This window comes from Streptomyces sp. NPDC018964 (assembly GCF_044390325.1).
Classification (GTDB): Bacteria; Actinomycetota; Actinomycetes; order Streptomycetales; family Streptomycetaceae; genus Streptomyces.
The window spans coordinates 24,101-45,164 of sequence record NZ_JBIRYZ010000034.1 but is presented as its reverse complement, the minus strand read 5'-3'; the positions used below and the strand labels follow the sequence as shown (position 1 = coordinate 45,164).

Below are 21,064 nucleotides of genomic sequence, written 5' to 3'. Positions count from 1 at the left end.
TCAGGACGACGGAGGATCCTCCTGGAATATGGCGCCCTCCAGGAGCGACGACTATTTCTTGAGGGCTGGAACTGGACCTTCGTGAGATGTTGTGCACCCCTCAACCATGGTGCAAAAGTCGTAACTTTTCGCACGGATGATCTCACGGGTGAAAATCGGGACCCGTCGGCCGCCACGGTGCGGGCCTTCCACCACGACGCGGCCCGCTGGGCCCTCCGACCCGAATGTCCTGCCCAGTACCTCATCGGGCACTACCGTGACCAACCGCTCTGCTCGGCGGAAGTCTTCCACCACGCCGGTGTGGCCGCGGACCTCATCCGCGTCCCGGCCTGCGGCCACGAGGTGCGGCAGCCGGAGTGCCTGCGCGAGGCGCTGCGCGCCGCGGTCGACCGGAGCGCCCGTATCCTGAGCATCTGCACCGGGGCCTCCTGCTGGGCGAGGCGGGTCTCCTGGACGGGCGCCGGTGCACCGCCCACTGGCGCTGCACCGGCGAACCCGCACGCCACCACCCGAGTGCCGAAGTCGTGTCGGACGTGCTGTACGTCGACGGGGATCCGGTGATCACGGGAGCCGGCACCGCGGCCGGCGTCGACACCTGTCTGCACCCGGTCCGCAAGGAGCACGGCAGTTCCGTCGCCAACGCCGTGGCCCGCCGCATGGTCGCGCTCCCGTACCGGGACGGTGATCAGCGCCGGTACCACGAGCGGTCCCGGCCCCGGGAGGGGACCGGCTCCCCCTCCCCCGTCCTCGCCCGGATCGAGGCCAGCCTCGATCAGGGCGTGACGGTCGAGACGATGGCCCGCCGCGCCCGTCCGTCCCCGCGCACGTTCACCCATCGTTTCCAGCAGGAGACCGGAACCGCCCCGCTCACGTGGCTGACGGCACAGCGAGGCCGGCTCGCCCGGCACTGCCTGGAGAGCACCGACGATTCCGTCACCGCCATCGCGGCGCGCGGGATTCGGCACTGTCGACCACCTGCGCCGCCACTTCGCCCGGCGGCCGGGCGTCACGCCCCAGGACCACCGCCGCACGTTCCGCACACCGTCCACCGGTCCTCAAGCGCTTCACCCGCGTCGGCCCGAACGGGCAATGAGACGGGGCCGGTGACCCACCGGCCCTTCCGGAAGCGGGCCCGAGGTGCGTGTGGCAGGCCTGGAGGAGACGTGCGCGGCTTCGTGTCACGGCTTCCGGGCGGCCTGTCCGGCCGGGCGCGACCCACCGGCGGGCCAGGGTGGCGCACAGACCGCGCCGGGCTTGCATGTGAGCGCCGGCGTCGCGCGGTCGCCGGAGCCGGTCACGCGCAGGAGGTCGGCGGTGCCGACCGCGACGAGGTCATCGGGAATCCCCGGAGGAGGACTCTCGCACGGGGTCCCCGTGCGTTCCCGAAGGAGCGGGGACCGACTGCTCATGCGCGCGTTCGCGCGCGGGCCGTCCGAGAACGACTCCGGCCAGGACCAGTACCAGCCCGCACAGTTGTCGGACGGTCAGCGTCTCGCCCCCGAACGCGACGCCGAGCAGCACGCCTGTGGCGGGATTGAGGAGCCCTATGAGACCCACGGTCCCCGCGGGCAGGCGCCGCAGCCCGATGAACCAGACGACGAAGGCCAGCGCGGTCGCCACGAGAGCGACGTACCCGAATGCGAGAACGGCCGACGCGTCGAGCGCGGGGGGAGCGCCCTCGACGACCGCGGCGACCGGGAGCAGGAGGAGCCCCCCGGCGATGAGCTGCCAGGTGGTCGAGGCGAGCACGCCCGCACCGGAGTCCCACCGCTTGGCCAGGACGTAGCCGAAGGACGACACCAGCATGGCGGCGGCCGAGGCGCACACTCCCGCCACACCGACTCCCCCTCCCGTGAGCAGCATGAGGCACACCCCGGCGAGGCCGATCGAGGCCCCGGCCAGGTGGGCGGTGCGGGGCCGCTCGGACACCACCGCCCAGGCCATGAGCATCATCGTCAGCGGAGACAGCGCCATGACGGCCGAGGCGACGCTGGTCGCGAGGAGCTGGGAGGCGGCGTACACGAGGACGAAGAACACGCTCACGTTGAGCAGTCCGAGCACGCCGGACCGCCACCACCACGCGCCGCGCGGTCGCTGCCTGCACACGGCCAGCAGGACCAGGCCGGCGGGCAGCGCGCGCAGCGCGGCTCCGTAGAGCGGACGGTCGGCGGGGAGGAACTCGTGTGTGACGAAGTAGTTGGCTCCCCACGCCACCGGCGCGATCGCGGTCAGCGCCACCCAGCGCACATAAGCTTCCACGGAAACCAATATAGCTTCCCTGGAAGATATATTGGCCCTCATGGAGATCCCGCACCCCATGGACCACGTGGCACGCCTCCAGGCCGACTGGCGCCGCGAGCGACCCGACGTCGACGTCTCTCCACAGGGTGTCATCGGGCGGCTGCACCGCCTGGCCGCCCGCCTGACGGAGGAACTGCACGTCGTGTACGACCGCCACGGCCTCGGCGAAGGGGAGTTCGACGTCCTGTGCGCCCTACGGCGCGCCGGCGAACCCTACGAACGGGCGTCCGGGGAGCTCGCCGCGCACACCATGGTCACCACCGGCGCGATGACCAAGAGGATCGACCGCCTGGAACGGGCGGGGCTCGTCACCCGCCGGCGTTCCGACGCCGACCAGCGCAGCCGGATCGTCGGACTCACCGAGTCCGGCCGGGACCTGATCGACCGTGCGTTCACCGACCACATGCGCAACGAACGCCGCCTGCTCGATCTGCTGACACCCACCGAGGCCGAGGCCCTCGAAACACTGCTCGCGTCCTGGCTGTCCCGCATGGACAACCCTTCCGGCGACGCGTGAGACGCCCCTGGGCCGTCGGGCGCCCCGGGGAACGGCGCCGCGGATCCCGCACCGGCCGCGGCCGGTCGACCGCGCGGCCGCCGGGCCGGACAATCACTCCTCCCCCGTGGGCTACAATGTTCCATGGATCTATGGAGGAATGGATTATGGATGTGCCCCTGTCGGCCTCTCCGGAACAGCTCTACGAGGCCTTCGCGGCCAGCGGCAAGGCACTGGCCAGCGGCAAACGGCTGCAACTGCTCGACCTCCTCGCCCAGGGCGAGCGGACCGTCGACTCGCTCGCCAAGGCGGCCGGCCTCAACCTGACGACTGCGTCGGCGCAGTTGCAGACCCTCAAACAGGCAGGTTTCGTCGCGACGCGCCGAGAGGGCGTGCGCATCCACTACAGGCTCGCCGGTGACGACGTCGCCCAGCTCTTCGCGCTCCTGCGCAAGGTGGCCGAGAGGCACCACAGTGCCGTGCCGGCGGCGCGCGACGCCTATCTGGGGCACGACAGCGCCGCCGAGGTCAGCCGCGAGGAACTCTTGACACGCGTGGCCGCGGGGAAGGTCGTGGTGCTCGACGTCCGGCCGCAGGAGGAGTACCACGCCGGCCACATCCCGGGTGCCCTGTCCGTCCCTCTCGGCGAACTGGCCGAGCGAGTGGGCGAGTTGCCCCGGGACGTCGACATCGTCGTGTACTGCCGCGGTGAATACTGCGTCCTCGCCCATGACGCCGTCCGTCTGCTGGCCTCCCGCGGAAGGCGCGCCATCCGCCTCAGCGACGGCATGCTCGAATGGCGCCTGGCCGACATGCCCGTCGCGGCGGAAGAACCGACCTGACCCAGGCGACCGATGACACCGACGCGCCCCCGGCGGCGGGGCCCGCCGGACGCGTCCGCGCGCCGGGGCGGCGTACAAAACGGTGGCTCCCGGATCCCGCACCGTGGGATCCCCGTACCGTGCGCGCCGCCCCGAGGCCCGACCGGAAACATCGCTCCTCTCCACACGGATCCGCCGGGGACGCGGCGTCCGGCTCCGGAACCGCCGGTAGGCCGACGACGAGCCTCACCTGTTTCCGACCACCTCCGCGCGGTCCGCTCCCACCTCCATGACGCGGCACCGGACCGGCGCTCCGCCCTCACGGCTGCGGCCGTCCCGTAAGGAAACCCCTATGACAACCACCGCACACGACTCTCCGACCGACGCACCGCCGCACTCCGCCACGCAGCACCGCGTCCTGACCGTCCTGGTCGCCTCCCAGATCCTCAGCGGCGCCGGACTCGCCGCCGGCATCGCCGTCGGCGCCCTGCTCGCGCAGGACATGCTCGGCTCGACCGACCTCGCCGGTCTGCCGAGCGCCTTGTTCACCGCGGGATCCGCTCTCGCCGCCGTAGGCGTCGGCCGCCTGTCCCACTCCCGAGGCCGACGACCGGGCCTGGCAGCCGGGTACCTCACCGGCGCCGTCGGCTCGGCCGGCGTCGTCGCGGCAGCAACCGCCGGCAGTGCCGTGCTCCTGTTCATCGCCCTGTTCGTCTACGGGGCCGGCACGGCCACCAACCTCCAAGCCCGCTACGCCGGCGCGGACCTGGCCGCTCCCGCTCATCGCGCCCGGGCCGTCTCGACGGTCCTGGTGGCCACCACGCTCGGCGGCGTCGTCGGCCCCACGCTGGCCGCTCCCGCCGGTGTCCTCGCCGACGCCCTGGGCATACCCACGCTCGCCGGGCCGTTCCTCCTCGCCGGCGCCGCCTACGGCCTGGCCGCCCTCGTCCTGCTCGTCTGGCTCCGTCCGGACCCCCTGCTCCTCTCCCGTCGTCTCGAAGCGGAGCGGCACGCGGCCGGCGCCGCCACCACCGCCCCGGCGCCGGGCTCCAGCCGCGGACCGGACCTCGTCCTCGGCGCCCTCACGATGATCCTGGCCCAACTCGTCATGGTCGCCGTGATGACGATGACCCCCGTGCACATGCACGACCACGGCCACGGCACCGCCGCTTCAGGCCTCGTGATCGGCATCCACGTCGGTGCGATGTACCTGCCGTCGCCTTTGACGGGCTGGCTCGTCGACCGGTACGGCCGCAGGACCGTCGCTGCGGCCGCCGGCCTCACCCTGCTGGCCGCCGGCCTCACCGCGGCCGCGGCCCCGGCGCACTCCGTCGTCCTGCTCGCCCTGGCGCTCGCCCTCCTCGGCCTCGGCTGGAACTTCGGCCTCGTCTCCGGGACGGCCATGGTCACCGACGCCCTGCCGCCGGCCACCCGTGCCAAGGCACAGGGCATGGTCGACGTCTCCATCGCTGTCGCGGGAGCCACCGGCGGACTCGCCTCCGGAGTCGTCGTCTCCGTCGGTGGTTTCCCCGTCCTCGCCTTCGCCTCCGGCATCCTCGCCCTCGCCATCCTCCCCGCCGTCGCCGTCGCCGCCACCGCGAACAGCCGATGAGTCCGCCACGCGCACGTCGGCCGTCGCCGGCCGGCCCGACGAGCCTCGACGGCCGTGTGCGAGGCCCTCGTCCGGGCGGCCGCCGCCACACTCCGCCAGTGTCTCCCGACTCCCGGGCATGGAGGTGTGAAGGGCTTCACCGTGCTCGCAGACTCACCACGTGGCGTTCGTGAGCACCCCGCACTGCTGCTTCCTGTGATCGGACGGCGCTGAGGGCGATGCCGGACGGCATCGCCCTCCTCGGGTGTGCCTGCTGCGCGAACCACCTTCCCGGCGCTGTCCGTTCCCTCCTGGGGCAGTGACGCTCCGAGCGTGCGTGCAGGCACGGTCTCTTCCCTTCACCCCATGCCTGGAGTGCCTCGTGCCCGTGTCGCTTCCCCCCTGCCCTTGTTCTCTCCCCCGACCTGCTGCGTTGCCCGGTGTGCCGTACGCGCCGCCTGCACCCTGGCCACGGCGCCCTACGTTGCCCGGTGGGCCACACCTTCGACCTCGCCCGCCACGGCTGTGCCAGCCTGTTGGCGGGCGCCCGCGCCACCAGCGGCGACGACGCAGCCATGGTCCAGGCCCGGGACCGGTTCCTGTCCACCGGCGCCTACGCGCCCATCCGCAAAGTCGGGGCCCGCCTGGCGGCCGACACCGCGTCGGAGCAGACCACGGTCGTGGACGTGGGATGCGGCACGGGCTACTACCTGGTCGGCGTACTCGACCAACTGCCCGACGCCCGTGGTCTGGGACTGGACACATCGGTGCGCGCACTGTGCTCGGCAGCCCGTGCCCACGACCGAGCCGCCGTGGCGGCCTGGGACGTCTTCCGTCCCTTCCCCCTGACCGACGGGGCTGTCGACGTCGTGCTGAACGTGTTCGCCCCACGCAACCCGGCCGAGTTCCCCCGCGTACTGCGCCCGACCGGCCGGCCGGCTGATCGTGGTCCGACCCACGATGTGGCATCTGGCCGAACTACGCGGTCAGGTATCGGCCATGGTCACGGCCGGCCCGGCCAAGGAACAGCACCTGCACCGGGCACCGAACCCCTTCTTCGCGGCCGTCGTCACCGAACAGGTGGAGTACTCCGTGCCGCTGACCAGGTTGGATGCCCTGGACCTGGTGGCGATGACGCCGAGCGCGCGTCGCGTGAACCGCGCGGGCCTGAACGATGACGGCCTCCTGCCCGATCAGGTCACCGTCTCCGTGCCGGCCACCGCCTACCAGCCTCGGTGACCGCGAGCGGGCGCATCCGCCTGCTGACCGACGAGCAATGGGCACGCCTGGCGCCCTGCCTTCCCCGGCACGGGGAAGGCAGGGCGCCCGTTCACCGACCACTGTCGCATCGTCGAAGGGATCACCTATCGGTACCGCACGGGTACCCCCTGGAGAGATCTGCCCCAGGAAGCATTCGCTCCCGGGCAGACGATGGGGAAGCGCCGTCGCAGGTGGGTGGTTGACGGCACCCGGGATACGGTTCTGGCCCAGCTGACCGCCCAGGCGGACTCGATCGACAAGATCGGCTGGACGGTCCCGACCGGCTCGACGATCAACCGGGCTCACCAGCACGGCACGAACATGGCACGGCCCGGCCGGAGAAGGACACCAGCGGTGTCACCTGCCGCAGCAGGAGCGAAACTCCTGCTGCGGCAGGTGAGCCGACCGGCCATTCCATAGGCGGATCCCGTGGCGGACTGACGACCAACATCCATCACGCCGTGGACGGCAACGGCCGCCCACGGTTCGTCGTGGTCACCCCTGGCCAGGTCCACGACGCGCAGGCCCTCCCCTCTTGCTGGGTGACATCCGAGTCCCGCGACTCGGCCTCGGCAGGCCGCGCACCACATCGGACGCGCCGCTCGCCGACAAGGCGTGTTCCTCCAAGCAGGTCCGCGAGGACCTCGCGGTCCGTGGCATCCGCACGGTGATCCCCGAGCGTGCCGCTCAACAGGCCAACCGCAGGAGAAAGGGCCGCAGTGGCGGGCGACCCCGGACTCCGGACACCGAAACCCACAAGCGCAGGAACACATCGTGGAACGGTCGTTCAGCCTGCTCAAGTGGGGGCGGGGCCCGGCCACCCTTACGACAACCCCGCGATCGTCTACCGCTCCGCAGCCGTGCCGGCGGCCATCATTGTCTGGTTACGGACTCGAGAGACACGGCCTGACGGTGTGTCGGTTCCACGCCGCTGCTCGACCGGAGCTGCCACGTGTCGATCGCCTGGTGCGACACCATACCCAGCCCTTCGGACAGCTTCAGGGCCCCACTGGTGTTCTCCGTGTCGACACCGGGGCCCACGGTGGTCCTGCCACGGAAGACCGGCCGGGGCGTAGACCGTGATCCCCGATCGCGTCGCCCGGCCGGAGCGCCCGCTCCGCAGGAACTCGCCGAGCGCGGCGTCCGCGGTGATCCGCGTGCTTCCGTCGGCCTCCGGCCGGAACGCCCGCCGCGGCTGCCAGGCCGCGATCGTCGACCACCAGGAACGACGCTTCGAGCAGGTCGGCTGCCAGTTCCTGCTCACCCGGCTCGTCGACGCCCAGTGTGGTGCAGTGCTGGCCGGGTCGCGTCTCCGCGAGCCCCAGCAACGGCCGGCGTGACCAGGTCGCCAGGAGAACCGTGTCGGACGCCGCGGCGACTTCGGACGCCGACCCGACCACTCGGCCACCGTGCCGCCCCGCGAGATCCGCGGCCCGGCCGGCGACCGTGTCGTGGACGAGGAGGTCCTGCAGGTCACGGAAGGAGCGCGAGCCGCTCACCATGAGTTCGGGCTGGGCTCCCGTTCCCACGACGCCCACGACGGGACCGCCGGTCCCCTACGCGGTGGTGAGTGAGGACATGGGCCCCAGCGCGGCCGCGAGGCCCGTCCACCACGCGGTGACGGTGGCCGAATCCAGCAGGGCGAGCAACGCCCCGTCGGCTCCGCGGTGCAGGCGGATGACGCCTCGCAGGGCGAGCCGGGCGCCCGGGAACTCGGCGTTGACCTCCACCGACTACGCTTCCACTCCCGGAAGCAGCCCCGGTACCAGCACGGTGGCCGCCCCCGGGAAGGGGAGGCCGCCGCGCGCCCTCGTCCCCGGTGAGGCGATGCGGTCGTCGTTGCGGAACCCGTTACGCAGTGCTTCGACGCACGGTCCGACGTCCAGGACGGACAGGAGACCGCTGCGGGTCAGGACGCGTGTCACCGGTGTTCCCTCTCGGACGGCGGGTCGGACGTCGTCGGCGCAGCCGCGCTCGACGGGCCCGGTCGGTCACTCGTCGGTGTCGGCCGGACGCCACGTAGTGAGCTTGTAGGCGAAGGCCTCTCCGCACGTGAGCTTCACCTGCCGCCCCATCGTCCGCACCGTCACGCCGGCCCGCAGCGGATAGTTCCATCCCTTGGTCACCACCTGGCCGAACGGCTCGTCGTACACCTCGTGGACGCGCTTCGGCGGCCCGGACCGTACATAGGCGCCACTGACCACGACCGTCTGCGCGGCACCCGAGGTCTCGGAGTCGAGGACGAACTCCCGCTCTATGCGGCCCTCGCGGAAGAGGCCCGCCTCGGTCTCCCCTCCCCGCACGTATGCGTCGTCCGGCGTCCGCACGCTCACGGCGGCATGCGTTCCGAACACGTCGTTGTCGTAGAGGTCGACCGTGACTTCGACACCGGACGCCGTGCCCGTGCACGCGAGCACGTGCCCCTTCTCCCGGGTGACGGTGACGGGGGTCTCCGAGTCGTGGGGGGAAGCGGTCGCGACCGCGGGAAGTGCCACTACGGCGGCCGTGGCCGCTCCGAGCACCGCGGCCACGAGCGTGCGACAGGTCATTTCGTCTCCTCGAGAACTGTGAGTTGTGGACTGGGAAGACGGCCTCGCGATGGATCGTCTGCCTGCCTGGCCCTCCAGGTCGCAGCCGCAGCGTGTCCGCCCCGAGCCCTCGGATGAAGGGCCGCGGAGGAACGGTGTCGTTCCGCAGCCCGTGCACTTTCTAACACAAGCATGTTCATGTGGACAAGTAGAGTGTTCATTTCTCCGAAGTGAACTGCGAGTCCGCCTTCTCGGCGGGCAGTTCGTGAGTGACAGGGCACCGTGCGCCGTACGCCGCCGAGCCGACGTGCGCAGGACAACGCCGCCCGCGCCTGTGAGTCGGGGCCGTGGCTCCCGGATCGGGTACGCCTCACCCAGGCACCGTCCCGCGTCGTGCTCGATCTCCGGAAGGGCGAGCATGGCGCCCTCTAGGGAGAGACGCGTATGAATTCCACCCGTCGCTCCCTCATGCGGGGATCGCGTTCGTGGCGAGGGCCGAGTCGGCGGTGACCGGACCGCCACGCCCTGGGGCGCCCGATGCCCCAGCGGCGCCGCCCTGATCATTCGCTGGACCCGATGCCTCCGCATGCGATGCGCACGCCCGCAGAGACAACCGGCGGCAGACCAGAGTCCCTACCGAACCCGGAACGGTTCAGATGGAGACGCGTGGACCGCGGGAGCGACGGTGAGACCGGTGGTGGTGACGGCCATGACGGCTCCCACAGCCATGGCCGTGCCCCGCGCGGCGATGCACCGCGGTGTGAATCCGTCCCTTAACGGCATGAGCCCTCCTTGTGACGAGAGTGGTTGTGTCAGTCATGCGGACCCGGTCGGGGCACCGTCGTCACGTTAGGCGCGCTGTCGACCGTTCGGTGTCCCTGTCAGGGATACTTCCGGGTCGCATCGGGGACTGCTCAGGGGGCAGGACCCAAGAACGTCGTCCACGGTGCCATGTCGGCCGGTGGAGGATGTGACCGACCGGGGTGGGACGGCGGTTGGTGAGGCGCGTGAGCAGGCGCCTGTTCTCGGCGAGGCTGAACCGGCGACCACCTCGCCGATGTCGCCGACGCGGCCGAACGCGGCATCCACCGAGTCAGCTCCAACGAACAACTCCCGTGGTCCTTGCTCACCCGTACCGGCCCGACAATCCACTCCGCCCACCACAGAGGTGCCTCTGAGACACGTCGCAGTCCGGAGAAGGACGGATACCGTGCTCAGCTCGCCATGTACGCGGGCGGGCGGGTGCTGCCGCGCTCACGGCACGGCACGGACATGACGACCGCGTTCCCCGAGATCCGGGCGCCGGTACTGGCGCAACTGCCGGCGGACACCGGGATCGATGGCGTCATGTGACCTGTGGGGGTGTCTCAGCCCTCAGGTGTCTCAGACGGCGCAGCTCCCATGAGCGAGACGTGACGGGCGTCGCGGCCGCGTGTCGCAGCGGCCGCTCAGAGGTGGCCGTCCAGGAACTTCCGTACCTCGGCGATGGTCATAGGCCCCGTGCCGTGCGCCACCGCCTCTCCCTCCTTCAGCAGGACGCAGGACGGGGCTCCGGTGATCCCGTATCGCTCGGTTGCGGCCGGACAGCGCGTGATGTCGGCGCGGACGGCCGTCAGGCGGCCCGTGCAGTCGTCGGCGATGCCGCCCACGACGAGGTCCATCACCCGGCAGGGCTCGATCGCCTTGGGCCATGTCCCGGTGAAGTATGCGAGGACCGGAACTCCGCTCATCCCGAGGATGAAATCGAACTCAGCGTCCTCACGAGGTCGGTGAACCCGCTTCGCCATGCAAGCTCCTGACCTCACGTCCGTTGTTCCCTCCCCATCATCCCTCGCGCGGTGTGCCAGGCCGACCCGGTCGGTCGTCCGGTTGGCCTGTCGGAAGGGGGCACGGGGCCGTCGCAGAACCACGGTGGTCCCCGGCGCGAGCGGCCCGGCCCCCCCGGCCCCCCTGGTGACCCGGCCTGGCCGCCCCGCCGGTCACCCAGTTGCAGCCCGCCGCGCGCCCGGGAGCCAGCTCGTGCCAGAACAGCGCCCTCCACGACGACATGAAAGCCTTTTCCAGGGCATAGCGGCCCAGATCACCGACCGGATGCTCGATGAGCGCGTCGACGAGCGGGCCGGTGCGCATCGTCCACCGGATCCAGTCGAGCCGTATCCGCCACCACGCTTCTCATGGAGAGCGCCCCCGACGGGCTTCCCGAGGCCTTGTCCGGTCCTCACATCAACCCCCGGTCACAGCTGGCTCATACCGCTCTTCCCCGGGCCGCATGAGCCGGCTGACGGCACCGGGAACGAAGTAGTGCTCGTCAGCCGGCCCGAAGACCGACCGCCAGCGTCAGTTCAAGGACTCGGTGTGGCGATGCGAGATCCGGAAACAGCTCCCGCAGCTGCGACATCCGGTACCGGACCGTCTGGGGGTGGACGAACAACTCCGCCGCCACCTCCTCCCGCCTGCCCTGGTGCAGCAGCCACGCCCGCAACGTCTCCTCCAGCCGCCATGCGGTCGCGACAGGCAAGGCCCGCAACGGTGCGAGGGCTCGGGCACGCAGGTCCGCGAACGCCTCCATGTCGGCGCTCAGCACCAGCTCGGGCAGGTGCTCCTCGGTGTCGCGAATGTCAGAGGAGAGGGAGCGCGCGCGGACGGCTCGTGCGTACGAGGCGGACGCACGAGTCCATGGCCGGGCCGGGCCGACCACGGCGGTGCGGTCGGTCAGCTGCCTCAGGAGGTGTGCTCGGTCCGCATCGGGGACGAGCAGCACGCCGGTGGCGTCCGGCAGATCGTCGAGGACGAGGGTGCTCGGGTCGAGCGCGCGGTAGGCAGGCCGGGCCTGGGCGGCGGGCAGCAGGACCGCGGTCAGCGAAACCGGAAGCTGCCATCCGGCCCGTTGAGCAGAGGCCAGCAGCACGTCCGGGCTCGCGCCGGCGAGGAGGTCACGGGCCAGGTGTTCCAGGTGGCGCTCGTGGGCTCTGCCCTGGGCGGCCAGTTCGTCGGCATGGCCCGCGGCGCTCGCGGCGGAGAGCTCGTCGATGTAGGCGAAGGTCAGCTCGGCGAACTTGGCGACCTCGGCGGCGGGCAGACCTGCGGGGACGGCACCCGCTGCCAGGCACCGCCAGGCCACGCGGGCGCCGACGCGGTAGGCGCTGAGCAGGGCGTCCATCGAACGGCCGTCGCGCACCTCGCCGCGGCCCAGCTCGTAGGCTGCGTCACCGGCGTCGCCGCCGGTGGCGTTCCCGCTCGCGAGGTCCAGGTAGTGCCCCAGGGCGGTGCGGACGGCTCGGCGGATGGTGGCGCCCATGCGGCCCGAAAGGGCGTTGGCATAGGGAGGGACCTCGTCGATGATCGCCTGGACCACCTCGTCGGCGGTGGTCTTCAGCGTGGCCCGAAGTACGGTGACCGTCGTCTCGTCCAGGGTCAGTTCGCTGGCCCTCCGGATTGCATGGCTCACGTTTTTGTTCCCTGCGAACAATTTGGCCGACCAGATTTACGTCCTGCGGTCAGGACTTTACGCCCTGAGGCGCAGCAAGCTGGAGTCATGACGAGTACAGCCCTGCGCAGCAGGGCGTGGAAACTGCTGGAGATGGTCACGACACCGCTGCTGCCGTCGGACTACCTGGATCTGGTCAGCCCGCTGCGGGCGGGCGCTGATCTGCGTGGGCGCATCGAGGCCGTGCACCCCGAGACGGGCGACGCCGCGACCATCGTGATCAGACCGGGACGGGGCTGGCGCGGCCACACAGCCGGTCAGTACGTGCGAATCGGGGTCGACGTCGACGGGGTGCGCCTGTGGCGTGCCTACTCCATCACTTCGCCGACGGACCGCCAGGACGGCCGCGTCACGATCACCGTGAAGGCGATCCCGGACGGCAAGGTCAGCAACCACCTGGTCCGCAAGGCGAAACCGGGCACTCTGATCCAGCTCGACCAGGCGACCGGCGACTTCGTGCTGCCGCAGGCCAAGCCCGCCAAGGTGCTCTACCTGACGGCCGGCAGCGGTATCACGCCGGTGATGGGCATGCTGCGCGACAACGAGTTCGAGGATGTCGTCATGGTCCACTGCGCGCCGCAGCCGCAGGACGTGATCTTCCGCGCCGAGCTGCACGACCTGGTCGCGGACAAGAAGCTGCGGCTCACCGAGGTGCACACCGCCACGGACGGCATGCTCGATATCGCCCGTCTCGACGAACTCGTGCCCGACTGGGCCGAGCGCGAGACCTGGGCCTGCGGGCCCGCGGGCCTGCTCGACGCAGCCGAGGAGCACTGGAGCGAGCACAGCGTCCAGGAGCGCCTGCACACTGAACGCTTCCGCCCCAGTATCGTCGTCGCCGGCGACGGCGGCGAGGTCACGTTCAGCGCCACCGGCAAGACCGTCGACGCGGACGGCGCCACGCCGTTGCTGGACATCGGCGAGGAGGCCGGCGTGCTCATGCCCTCCGGGTGCCGCATGGGCATCTGCTTCGGCTGCATCACTCCGCTCAAGGCGGGCGCCGTCCGTGACCTGCGCACCGGCGAGATCACCGAGGCCGAGCCGGGTGTCCTCATCCAGACCTGCGTGTCCGCCGCGGCGGGCCCCTGCGACATCGAACGGTAGGAGCATCTTGACCGCCATCGACCCCACCGCCCACCTGACCGCGGAGCAGATCGAGGAGCTCGGCCGCGAGCTGGACGCGATCCGCGACGAGGTGATCGCCAGCCGTGGCGAGAAGGACGCCGACTACATCCGCAAGGTCATCTCGGCGCAGCGCAAGCTCGAGCTGGTCAGCAGGGGCGTGCTGCTGTTCTCGATCTTCCCGCCCGCGTGGATCATCGGCACCGCCGGTCTGTCCGTGGCGAAGATCATGGACAACATGGAGATCGGCCACAACATCCTGCACGGCCAGTGGGACTGGATGCGGGACCCGAAGATCCACTCCACCACCTGGGAGTGGGATCACGTCTCGCCGGCCGACCAGTGGAAGCACTCGCACAACGAGCTGCACCACACGTACACCAACGTGATCGGCAAGGACAACGACCTCGGCTACGGCATCATGCGCGTCGACGAGGACCAGAAGTGGCACCCGTTCCACCTCGGCCAGCCGCTGTGGAACTTCATCAACGCCTGCTTCTTCGAGTACGGCATCGCGGCGTACGACCTGGAGCTCGGCAAGAACCTGCGCAAGCGGCGCCGCAAGAACCCGGAGTTCCGCGCGCGGGCCAGGGCCGTGGGCGGCAAGATCCGCAAGCAGGTGCTCAAGGACTACGTGATCCACCCGCTGCTGTCGGGCCCGTCGTTCCTCACCACGCTCGCCGCCACGTTCACCGCGAACCTGGTCCGCAACCTCTGGTCCCACTCGGTGATCATGTGCGGGCACTTCCCCGAGGGCGTGCAGGTCTTCGAGCGCCGGTCGATCGAGGGCGAGACGCGCGGCCAGTGGTACCTGCGCCAGATGATGGGCTCGGCGAACATCAGCGGCAGCAAGGCCATGCACTTCATGACCGGCAACCTGTCGCACCAGATCGAGCACCACCTGTTCCCGGACCTGCCGAGCAACCGGTACGCCGAGGTCGCGGTGAAGGTGCGCGCGCTGTTCGAGAAGTACGAGCTGGAGTACGTCGCCGGGCCGCTGCCCAAGCAGGTGTTCTCCGCGTGGCGCAAGGTCTTCCGGCTCTCGCTGCCGAACAAGAAGCCCAAGGTCAAGACGCCGGACCGCGAGCAGGAGCTCGTCGCGGCCTGATTCCCGGTACAGGTTCGGCTCTTTCGGCCGTACCGGCGGTTCTCGCGCCGGACTACCAGCGGATCATGGACGTCCTGGCCGGTGGGAACGGGACGCATGAGGAGGCGATGGACTGTCGGCAACTCGCGGCGGCAGTCGGGCTGGAGCCGGTCCCGGCGAAGGTGGAAGGGGTGCGGTCGAAGGCGAAGCGTCCGGCCGCACGGGACTGGCCGGCAAAGGAACGTCCGGGGCTGTTCAGCGTGCCCGTCGCACGAGTCGGCGGCTCATGACCATGCCCATCGCCCACCGGATCACCGCTTCCGAGGTGTCGGTGCGCGTTTCGTAGTGGCGGGCCAGGCGGCGTGAGTGCATCAGCCAGGCGAAGGTGCGCTCCACCAGCCATCTCTTCGGCAGCACGGTGAAACCGCTGGTGTCGTCGCTGCGTTCGACCACCGTCAGCGCGATCCGCCAGGCATCGCGGGCGAGGTCGACCAGGCGACCGGTGTGGCCTCCGTCGGCCCATACGCGTGTGACGCGTCAGTGCCGTTCACGCAGCCGGGCCGGCAGGGTCTGTCCCTCGTCCCGGTCGGTGACCGGGGCCGCGGTCACCATCACGGTCAGCAGCAGTCCGAGGGTGTCCACCACGATGTGCCGCTTGCGGTCGTTGACCTTCTTCCCGCCGTCGAATCCCTTGGTCGCGGCAGACACCGATGCGGCTGCCTTCACCGACTACGCGTCGATGACGGCTGCGGTCGGCTCCGCCTCCCGCCCCGCTGCCTGGCGGACCCTCTCGCGGAGCCGGTCGTGGAACTCGGCGGTCAGGCCCTTGTCCCGCCGACACCGGAAGAAGGTGTAGACGCGGTCCCACGCGGGGAAGTCCGTCGGCATCGCCCTCCAGGTGATGCCGCCCGCGACCAGGTAGCGCACCGCGTCGACCATCTGCCGGTGGCGACAGCTCTCCGTCTGCCCGCCGCGGCCCTCCGGCCAGCCAGGCGCCGGCAGCACGTCACATACGACGGCTCACTCCGCTCGCTCATGTCGGACGGATACTTCGGTCGCCTGTACGGCCGGTCTCCGGCGTTCCCAAACCGGTGAGCGAGACAATCACACGACGGAGAAGCCGAGTTGGACGACACCGACACCGAAGACCGCAGCACCAGGGGCCTCCTGTTGCCGGGTTGGATTCGACACCCACGAGCTGTGCGGGAGGCCCCGCTTTCATGCCCGGCCGGCCAGAAGATCACCCGACCGAGTCAACGATCTCGAACTCGCGACCACCAAAATCGGTGGAACAACAGCTTCACAGCACGCCCGCGAGCGGAAGCAGTACGACTACCGCAGAAAACACGGCTTGTTCAACGGCTGGAGTCGCTGATGCCGGCGGCCGGCTGCCCCACGATGTCCAGCACTCCCTGCCCGAACGCGGTCGGCGCGATGAGGATGCCGAAGACCAGGACGATCAGCACCGTCAGCTTCTCGTCATTGCGGCTGCGCGCCTGGGTTCGCCGACGTAGCCGCAAGGCGATGATGATCGCGAGCAGTACCGCCACATTGACCGTCAGCACGGGCATCCTCCATCCAGCATGTACATCCTTGGTCCTGGTGTGGTCAGCAGCGGCTCCCGGGGCAGCCCTGACGACCACTGTTGGCGGCGAAACACACGGGGATCGGCCGGAACCGCCGTATGGCATCGAGCGCACTCCTGCGGGCACCGGCAACCTCATAGGAAGTGACGTACTGAATCGAGCAGACAGCAGAGCCCACGCCATCAGGCGAGACGCAGCGGGTGGGGCAGCTGTCACGAGCGTGCCGTCGGCCGTCGCGGTGGAGGTACCGCACCCAGCAGTTCCCACAAGGGGCGTGAGCCGGTCGCCCACTGCGCGAGGACCTGGCGGTCGACGAGGTGGAGGCGTTGTTGCCGGGCGAAGGTGCGGCCTGGCTGGGTGATGCGTCCGTTGGTGACCATGACGACGACGTCTGCTTGGTGGACGGGGCGGCCGGTGCCGTTGAGGACCTGTAGGTCGGGGGTGCCGACGGCCGCGCCCTGGTCGCCGTTTCTGCGGTGCTTGCACTGGATGACCCAGCGCCGACCGTAGGGGTCGGTGGCTTTTACGTCCGCGCCGAGGTCGCCCCGGCCGCCGACCTGGACGGCGTCCGTGCAGCCGTCGCGGTGCATCAGGTCCCTGATCGCGTGCTCGAACTGGCGGTGGGTGAGCGCGTCCAACTGTGTGAGCCCGTAGCGCAGTGCACGCGCCTGGACCCGCTGCCACTGCGCGCGCCGGGTACGGTGCTGCCACCAGCCCAGGCCACCCAGCAACAGGACGAGGACGGCGACGACGAGGACCCACCAGTGGGTGATCAGCCAGTTGACCACCATGACCATGAGGCTGATGGCCGCCACCGCGGCGACTCCCACGGCCAGCAGCTGCATGTCGTCCTGCTGCTGCCGGCGGCTGCGCCGGGGACGCCGGGCGGCACTGCGGCGCCGGGGCGGGCGCCGGCTCATCGCCCACCGCCCAGGGCGGAGAAGCCGATCGGGTACGAGACCGCCGGCGTGGGCGGTGCCGGCTTCCTTGCGGAGACATCGAACTTGACGGGGTACGACACCGTGGGCCGCGGCACGCTCACGCGCGGCGCCCCCTGGCTGGTGCCCTGGTCGAAGCGAACCGGATAGGTCACCGCGGACCTCTCCCCCGGCTTCGAACGCGAACCGGCGGTTTCACCCGCTCCCCCATTGCTGTTGCCGAAGCCCACGACAGCCACAGCGATCAGCACGAAGACGGTGAGTTCCCGCCGGGCACCCGGCGCCCACCGAGAATGCCCGCGCACCGGTGTTCCATCAGAACGCACATATGGCCGCACGAACGGCATCTGGCCCTCCCTCAAGTCAGCGCATCCAAGCGAGGACCATGCTCAGGGCGACCACTGACAAACGATCTAGGCCAGAGCGGTACAGAGTGCCTGTTCAGGACACCAGCTCCCTCTCTCCTCCGCCGCTCCCTGTCCGACTTCGCTCGAACGACAGTTCCATGCCCGCTCAAGCCTGCCTGCGGACACAACCAGTGGTGACCGGTTGCCCCATAGGCCGGGCCCGTCCGCAAGAGACGGCGGGCCCACTTTCCGATCCTCAAGACGAGTTGCCGGATCCGTTCATGCCGACCGGGCGCGGTTCCGCTCGCCCGGACGGACGTCGCCATGCTCAGCCACCGACGGACTGCAAATGGACAACCAAGACGTGGCCGAACTCCACATGCCTACGGAGCAGCTGTACGGATGAACGGGAAGCTTCAGATTGAGGCTGTTCCCTTGGAGTGGACACCTACCGGTAGTCGATGCAACTGCTGTTCATCTGGGTGGGGGTGAACACGCGGAGGCCGGTTGCGCCTCTATTCTGCTGACCAGCGGGAGGTCCTGAAGGCGGGGGCGGACGCCTGGGGACTTGTCATGGGAATGTGCCGACCGACTGCGGGGGTGGGGTCGTTGCGGTGCGCCGGTACGCGCTGGGGCTGATGCCGCGGACCCGTTTGAACGCCGCGCTGAACGCGAACGCGTCGGAGTAGCCCACGGCGCGAGCGACCTCCGCGACAGTCACCGTCTCGCGCTCGGTCAGCAGGTCCGCCGCGAGCGTCATGCGCCAGTGGGTGAGGTAGGTCAGCGGCGGTTCGCCGACCAGGTCGGTGAACCGCTTCGCCAGCGTGGCCCGCGACACCCCGGTCCGGCCAGCCAGCGAGGCAACCGTCCACGGCGCTGCCGGTTCCCCGTGCAGCAGGCGCAGCGCGGCGCCCACCACCGGGTCGCGCCCGGCGGAGTACCAGCCCGGCGGAGTGCCGCCGGGCCGGTCGAAGTACTCGCGCAGCGCGCACACCAGCATCCAGTCCAGCAGCCGGTCGAGGACGACCTGCTGGCCCGGCGTGTCGGCGGCGACCTCGGCGGCGAGATGGTCCCACACGGGGTCGGGCCCACCGCCGGACCCCACGCGCAGTACGACGGGCAGCGCGTCCAGCAGCCTGCGACTGATCTCGCCGTGCACCGGATAGGCACCGACGACCAGGGTCGTCGTGTCCTCTCCGCCGGTACCGGCGTCGTGCCAGCCGAGCCGGTACCGGGTCCCGCCCTGCTCGGGCGTCGAGCAGAACGCGCCGCACGCGACGGGTTCGGCCCTGGTGCCCACCTCGTCGACGAAGAGGAACGGCGCGGGGCCGCGCACGATCACTGTCTCGCCGCTGCCCAGGCGCTCGGGCGGGCGGCGCTCCGGCACGATCCAGCCGCCTCCGGACAGGACGGTGCACAAGGTCAGCGGCGCGCCGTCCACGAAGTGCAGCGACCAGGGCGGAGTCAGGGTCGAGCTGCCGAACAACGAGCCCTGGGCTCGTACTCCACGCAGGAGGTCACCGAAAGCGTCCACACGCCAAGGCTAGACGATTCAGACGATCACCCAGGTGATCTGGCTGATCACCTATGGAATCGTCCGGGTGTGTGCCGTTGACTCGCTGTCATGAGCAACGACATCACTCTCGTCCTCGGCGCGACGGGCAACACCGGCCGGCGGGTGGCCGCCCGGTTGCGGCTGCGCGACACACCCGTGCGCGCCGCCTCCCGTTCCAGTCAGACCCCGTTCGACTGGTTCCACCCCGCCGGCTGGGATCAGGTCCTGCGGGGCGTCACCGCCGCCTACGTGGTGCCCCCGCCCGTGCCCGGTCCGGTGCACGACTTCGTGACGCGGGCCGAGGCCTCCGGTGTGCGGCGCCTGGTCCTGCTCTCCGGTCACGGCGCCGACGATTGGGGCGACTCCCCGTTCGGGCTGGACATGCGCTCGGCCGAGGACGCCGTGCGCGGCTCGGCGCTGGAATGGACCGTCCTGCGCGCCTCGAACTTCGCCCAGAACTTCGACGGGCACCCCTTCCGCGTCCCGCTGGCCGCCGGCGAGCTGGCGCTTCCGGCGGGTGAGGTCCCCGAGCCGTTCATCGACGTCGAGGACGTCGCCGACGTGGCGGCCGCGGTACTGACCGAGCCCGGCCGGCACGCCGGTCGGGTCTATGAGTTGACCGGGCCGCGCGGGCTGACCTGGGCGGAGGCAGTCGACCTGATCTCCCGGGCGTCCGGGCTGCCCATCGTCTACCGGCGCATTTCCCCGGCCGAGTACACCGCGACGTTGGTTCAGGAGGGCTGGAGCGAGGACGAGGCCCAGCACCTCGCCGAGATGTTCGTGCTGCTTGAGCGCGGGGCCACCGCCTGGACGACGGACGACGTCGCCACCGTGCTGGGACGCGCGCCGCGGACCTTCGAGGACTTCGTCCTGCGGGCCACGGCAGCAAAAGCCTGGCGGTGCTGAGTCCCGCGGGCCCCGGCCTGGCGTACTGCGCTCCGGGAGGTGGAGCACCGCGCGCCATCCTGCACATCCACACCACTTGTCAGCGTCCGCTCTTCACGTGACTGGAGCCATCAATGCATACCCTGCTGGTCGCCGCCAACCCGGACCCCCGGTCCCTGACGCATTACGTGCTGGGAAGACTTGAGGCAGCTCTTCAACCCGGTTCGGTCGAGATCGCCGACCTGTCCGAGGAGCGGTTCGACCCCCGGTTCACTCCGGCGGATCGTCAGGCGTACCACGAGGGCGGCAACTATCCGGCTGACGTCATGGCTGAACACCGTCGTCTTGAGCGTGCCACCGATCTCGTGTTGGTCTTCCCCGTGTACTGGTGGTCGATGCCTGCCCTGTTGAAGGGGTGGATCGACCGTGTCTTCGTCAACGGCTGGGCCTTCGAGCACTCCCCCGCTTCGGGCCTGCGGCCGAAACTGCAGAACCTCACCACCCATCTTCTCCCCATCGCCGGCGACGACTCCGGTGCGTACGAGCGCCACGGATACGAGAGTGCACTGCGGACGCAGATCGAGCACGGCATCGTCGACTACTGCGGCAGCCGGCGCGGCTCCACAGCGTTCATCTACGAATCCGAACAGCTCTCCCCCGAGGCCAGGGTGCGAGGTGTTGACCGTGCGGTGCGGACCATCAGTGAAGCCATCCATGCCCGCCTGGCGGAATGAGGCAGGTCAGACACCCTTCTGACCGGTGAGACGCTGCGGGCGAAAGGGACGTCGGAACGCCGAGCCGGCCCCGGCTCCAGGCACGATGACCGTCTCGCCGTAAGGGTGTCACCTGCCACCGCGCGACACTCCGCCGCCGTTGTGCCCGTGCCGAAGCCGGCCTCCCGCTCGGTGCCTCTGAGGCATGTCGCAATCTGGAGACGGACGGCTACCGCGCTCAGCTCGCCGTCTACGCGGGCGGGTGCTGCTGCGCTCACGGCGCGGTACGGACATGGCGGCCTCGTTCCCCGAGATCCAGGCGGCGGCCCTGGCGCAGCTGCCGGAGG

20 protein-coding genes and 4 pseudogenes are annotated in these 21,064 nt (G+C 70.3%); 11 read left to right on the top strand and 13 right to left on the bottom strand.

Annotated elements, in window-relative coordinates; genetic code table 11:
- Positions 1-656: 656 nt before the first annotated feature.
- A pseudogene (locus tag ACH5AO_RS34800) lies at positions 657-893 on the top strand (AraC family transcriptional regulator); the annotation flags it as partial.
- A 439-nt stretch (positions 894-1,332) separates the two neighbouring features.
- Here the strand turns inward: ACH5AO_RS34800 and ACH5AO_RS34795 are convergent.
- Entirely contained in the window at positions 1,333-2,247 is a 915-nt protein-coding gene (locus ACH5AO_RS34795; protein ID WP_398931825.1) for an EamA family transporter, read from the bottom strand.
- A gap of 52 nt (positions 2,248-2,299) precedes the next feature.
- Here ACH5AO_RS34795 and ACH5AO_RS34790 point away from each other — a divergent pair, with 52 nt between their 5' ends.
- From ACH5AO_RS34790 to ACH5AO_RS34770, 5 genes and pseudogenes are all read left to right on the top strand, one after another.
- On the top strand, positions 2,300-2,818 hold the full coding sequence (locus ACH5AO_RS34790; protein ID WP_398931782.1) for a MarR family winged helix-turn-helix transcriptional regulator: 519 nt from the start codon (positions 2,300-2,302) through the stop codon (positions 2,816-2,818).
- A gap of 131 nt (positions 2,819-2,949) precedes the next feature.
- The gene (locus ACH5AO_RS34785; RefSeq protein ID WP_398931780.1) at positions 2,950-3,639 is read left to right on the top strand and encodes an ArsR/SmtB family transcription factor; all 690 of its coding nucleotides are present in this window, start codon (positions 2,950-2,952) and stop codon (positions 3,637-3,639) included.
- Between the two features lie 331 nt (positions 3,640-3,970).
- Positions 3,971-5,230 carry an MFS transporter gene (locus ACH5AO_RS34780; protein WP_398931778.1) on the top strand — a complete coding sequence of 420 codons (1,260 nt, stop codon included), beginning with the start codon at positions 3,971-3,973 and terminating at the stop codon, positions 5,228-5,230.
- A gap of 404 nt (positions 5,231-5,634) precedes the next feature.
- Positions 5,635-6,448: pseudogene (locus ACH5AO_RS34775) on the top strand (methyltransferase domain-containing protein).
- Positions 6,445-7,362 (top strand): annotated as a pseudogene (locus tag ACH5AO_RS34770) (IS5 family transposase); the annotation flags it as partial. The pseudogenes ACH5AO_RS34775 and ACH5AO_RS34770, both read left to right, overlap by 4 nt.
- Before the next feature lie 105 nt (positions 7,363-7,467).
- Here ACH5AO_RS34770 and ACH5AO_RS34765 read toward each other — a convergent pair.
- The 4 genes from ACH5AO_RS34765 to ACH5AO_RS34750 form a co-directional block, all read right to left on the bottom strand.
- Positions 7,468-7,971 carry a hypothetical protein gene (locus ACH5AO_RS34765; protein ID WP_398931823.1) on the bottom strand — a complete coding sequence of 168 codons (504 nt, stop codon included), beginning with the start codon at positions 7,969-7,971 and terminating at the stop codon, positions 7,468-7,470.
- Positions 7,972-8,025: 54 nt separating this feature from the next.
- Positions 8,026-8,199 carry a hypothetical protein gene (locus tag ACH5AO_RS34760; RefSeq protein ID WP_398931776.1) on the bottom strand — a complete coding sequence of 58 codons (174 nt, stop codon included), beginning with the start codon at positions 8,197-8,199 and terminating at the stop codon, positions 8,026-8,028.
- A gap of 3 nt (positions 8,200-8,202) precedes the next feature.
- Complete coding sequence (locus tag ACH5AO_RS34755; RefSeq protein ID WP_398931774.1) at positions 8,203-8,394, bottom strand: hypothetical protein; 192 nt, start codon at positions 8,392-8,394, stop codon at positions 8,203-8,205.
- A gap of 66 nt (positions 8,395-8,460) precedes the next feature.
- Entirely contained in the window at positions 8,461-9,018 is a 558-nt protein-coding gene (locus ACH5AO_RS34750) for a hypothetical protein (RefSeq protein ID WP_398931772.1), read from the bottom strand.
- Between the two features lie 1,203 nt (positions 9,019-10,221).
- Here ACH5AO_RS34750 and ACH5AO_RS34745 point away from each other — a divergent pair.
- Complete coding sequence (locus ACH5AO_RS34745; protein ID WP_398931770.1) at positions 10,222-10,350, top strand: hypothetical protein; 129 nt, start codon at positions 10,222-10,224, stop codon at positions 10,348-10,350.
- A 95-nt stretch (positions 10,351-10,445) separates the two neighbouring features.
- On the opposite strand, the gene ACH5AO_RS34740 is transcribed toward ACH5AO_RS34745, so the two are convergent.
- Both ACH5AO_RS34740 and ACH5AO_RS34735 read right to left on the bottom strand, forming a co-directional pair.
- Entirely contained in the window at positions 10,446-10,784 is a 339-nt protein-coding gene (locus tag ACH5AO_RS34740; protein WP_398931768.1) for a thioredoxin family protein, read from the bottom strand.
- A gap of 521 nt (positions 10,785-11,305) precedes the next feature.
- Positions 11,306-12,445: a PucR family transcriptional regulator gene (locus ACH5AO_RS34735; protein ID WP_398931766.1), complete on the bottom strand. Its 1,140-nt coding sequence runs from the start codon at positions 12,443-12,445 to the stop codon at positions 11,306-11,308.
- Between the two features lie 87 nt (positions 12,446-12,532).
- On the opposite strand from ACH5AO_RS34735, the gene ACH5AO_RS34730 reads away from it, so the two are divergent.
- Complete coding sequence (locus ACH5AO_RS34730; RefSeq protein ID WP_398931764.1) at positions 12,533-13,588, top strand: ferredoxin reductase; 1,056 nt, start codon at positions 12,533-12,535, stop codon at positions 13,586-13,588.
- 7 nt (positions 13,589-13,595) lie between these two features.
- The gene (locus tag ACH5AO_RS34725; protein ID WP_398931763.1) at positions 13,596-14,714 is read left to right on the top strand and encodes a fatty acid desaturase family protein; all 1,119 of its coding nucleotides are present in this window, start codon (positions 13,596-13,598) and stop codon (positions 14,712-14,714) included.
- A 234-nt stretch (positions 14,715-14,948) separates the two neighbouring features.
- On the opposite strand, the pseudogene ACH5AO_RS34720 reads toward ACH5AO_RS34725, so the two are convergent.
- From ACH5AO_RS34720 to ACH5AO_RS34695, 6 genes and pseudogenes are all read right to left on the bottom strand, one after another.
- Positions 14,949-15,338, bottom strand: a pseudogene (locus tag ACH5AO_RS34720) (transposase).
- An 84-nt stretch (positions 15,339-15,422) separates the two neighbouring features.
- Positions 15,423-15,698 carry a transposase gene (locus tag ACH5AO_RS34715; protein ID WP_398931761.1) on the bottom strand — a complete coding sequence of 92 codons (276 nt, stop codon included), beginning with the start codon at positions 15,696-15,698 and terminating at the stop codon, positions 15,423-15,425.
- Between the two features lie 350 nt (positions 15,699-16,048).
- Positions 16,049-16,264, bottom strand: coding sequence for a hypothetical protein (locus tag ACH5AO_RS34710; RefSeq protein WP_398931759.1), 216 nt, complete (start codon positions 16,262-16,264; stop codon positions 16,049-16,051).
- Between the two features lie 227 nt (positions 16,265-16,491).
- On the bottom strand, positions 16,492-17,199 hold the full coding sequence (locus ACH5AO_RS34705; protein WP_398931757.1) for a restriction endonuclease: 708 nt from the start codon (positions 17,197-17,199) through the stop codon (positions 16,492-16,494).
- On the bottom strand, positions 17,196-17,564 hold the full coding sequence (locus ACH5AO_RS34700; protein WP_398931755.1) for a hypothetical protein: 369 nt from the start codon (positions 17,562-17,564) through the stop codon (positions 17,196-17,198). The genes ACH5AO_RS34705 and ACH5AO_RS34700 overlap by 4 nt, the downstream gene beginning before the upstream one ends.
- A 571-nt stretch (positions 17,565-18,135) precedes the next feature.
- Entirely contained in the window at positions 18,136-19,098 is a 963-nt protein-coding gene (locus ACH5AO_RS34695; RefSeq protein WP_398931753.1) for an AraC family transcriptional regulator, read from the bottom strand.
- Positions 19,099-19,188: 90 nt separating this feature from the next.
- Here ACH5AO_RS34695 and ACH5AO_RS34690 point away from each other — a divergent pair, with 90 nt between their 5' ends.
- Both ACH5AO_RS34690 and ACH5AO_RS34685 read left to right on the top strand, forming a co-directional pair.
- Positions 19,189-20,025 (top strand): NAD(P)H-binding protein, encoded by an 837-nt coding sequence (locus ACH5AO_RS34690; RefSeq protein WP_398931751.1) that lies wholly within the window; start codon positions 19,189-19,191, stop codon positions 20,023-20,025.
- 113 nt (positions 20,026-20,138) lie between these two features.
- Positions 20,139-20,738: an NAD(P)H-dependent oxidoreductase gene (locus ACH5AO_RS34685; protein WP_398931749.1), complete on the top strand. Its 600-nt coding sequence runs from the start codon at positions 20,139-20,141 to the stop codon at positions 20,736-20,738.
- Positions 20,739-21,064 lie beyond the last annotated feature (326 nt).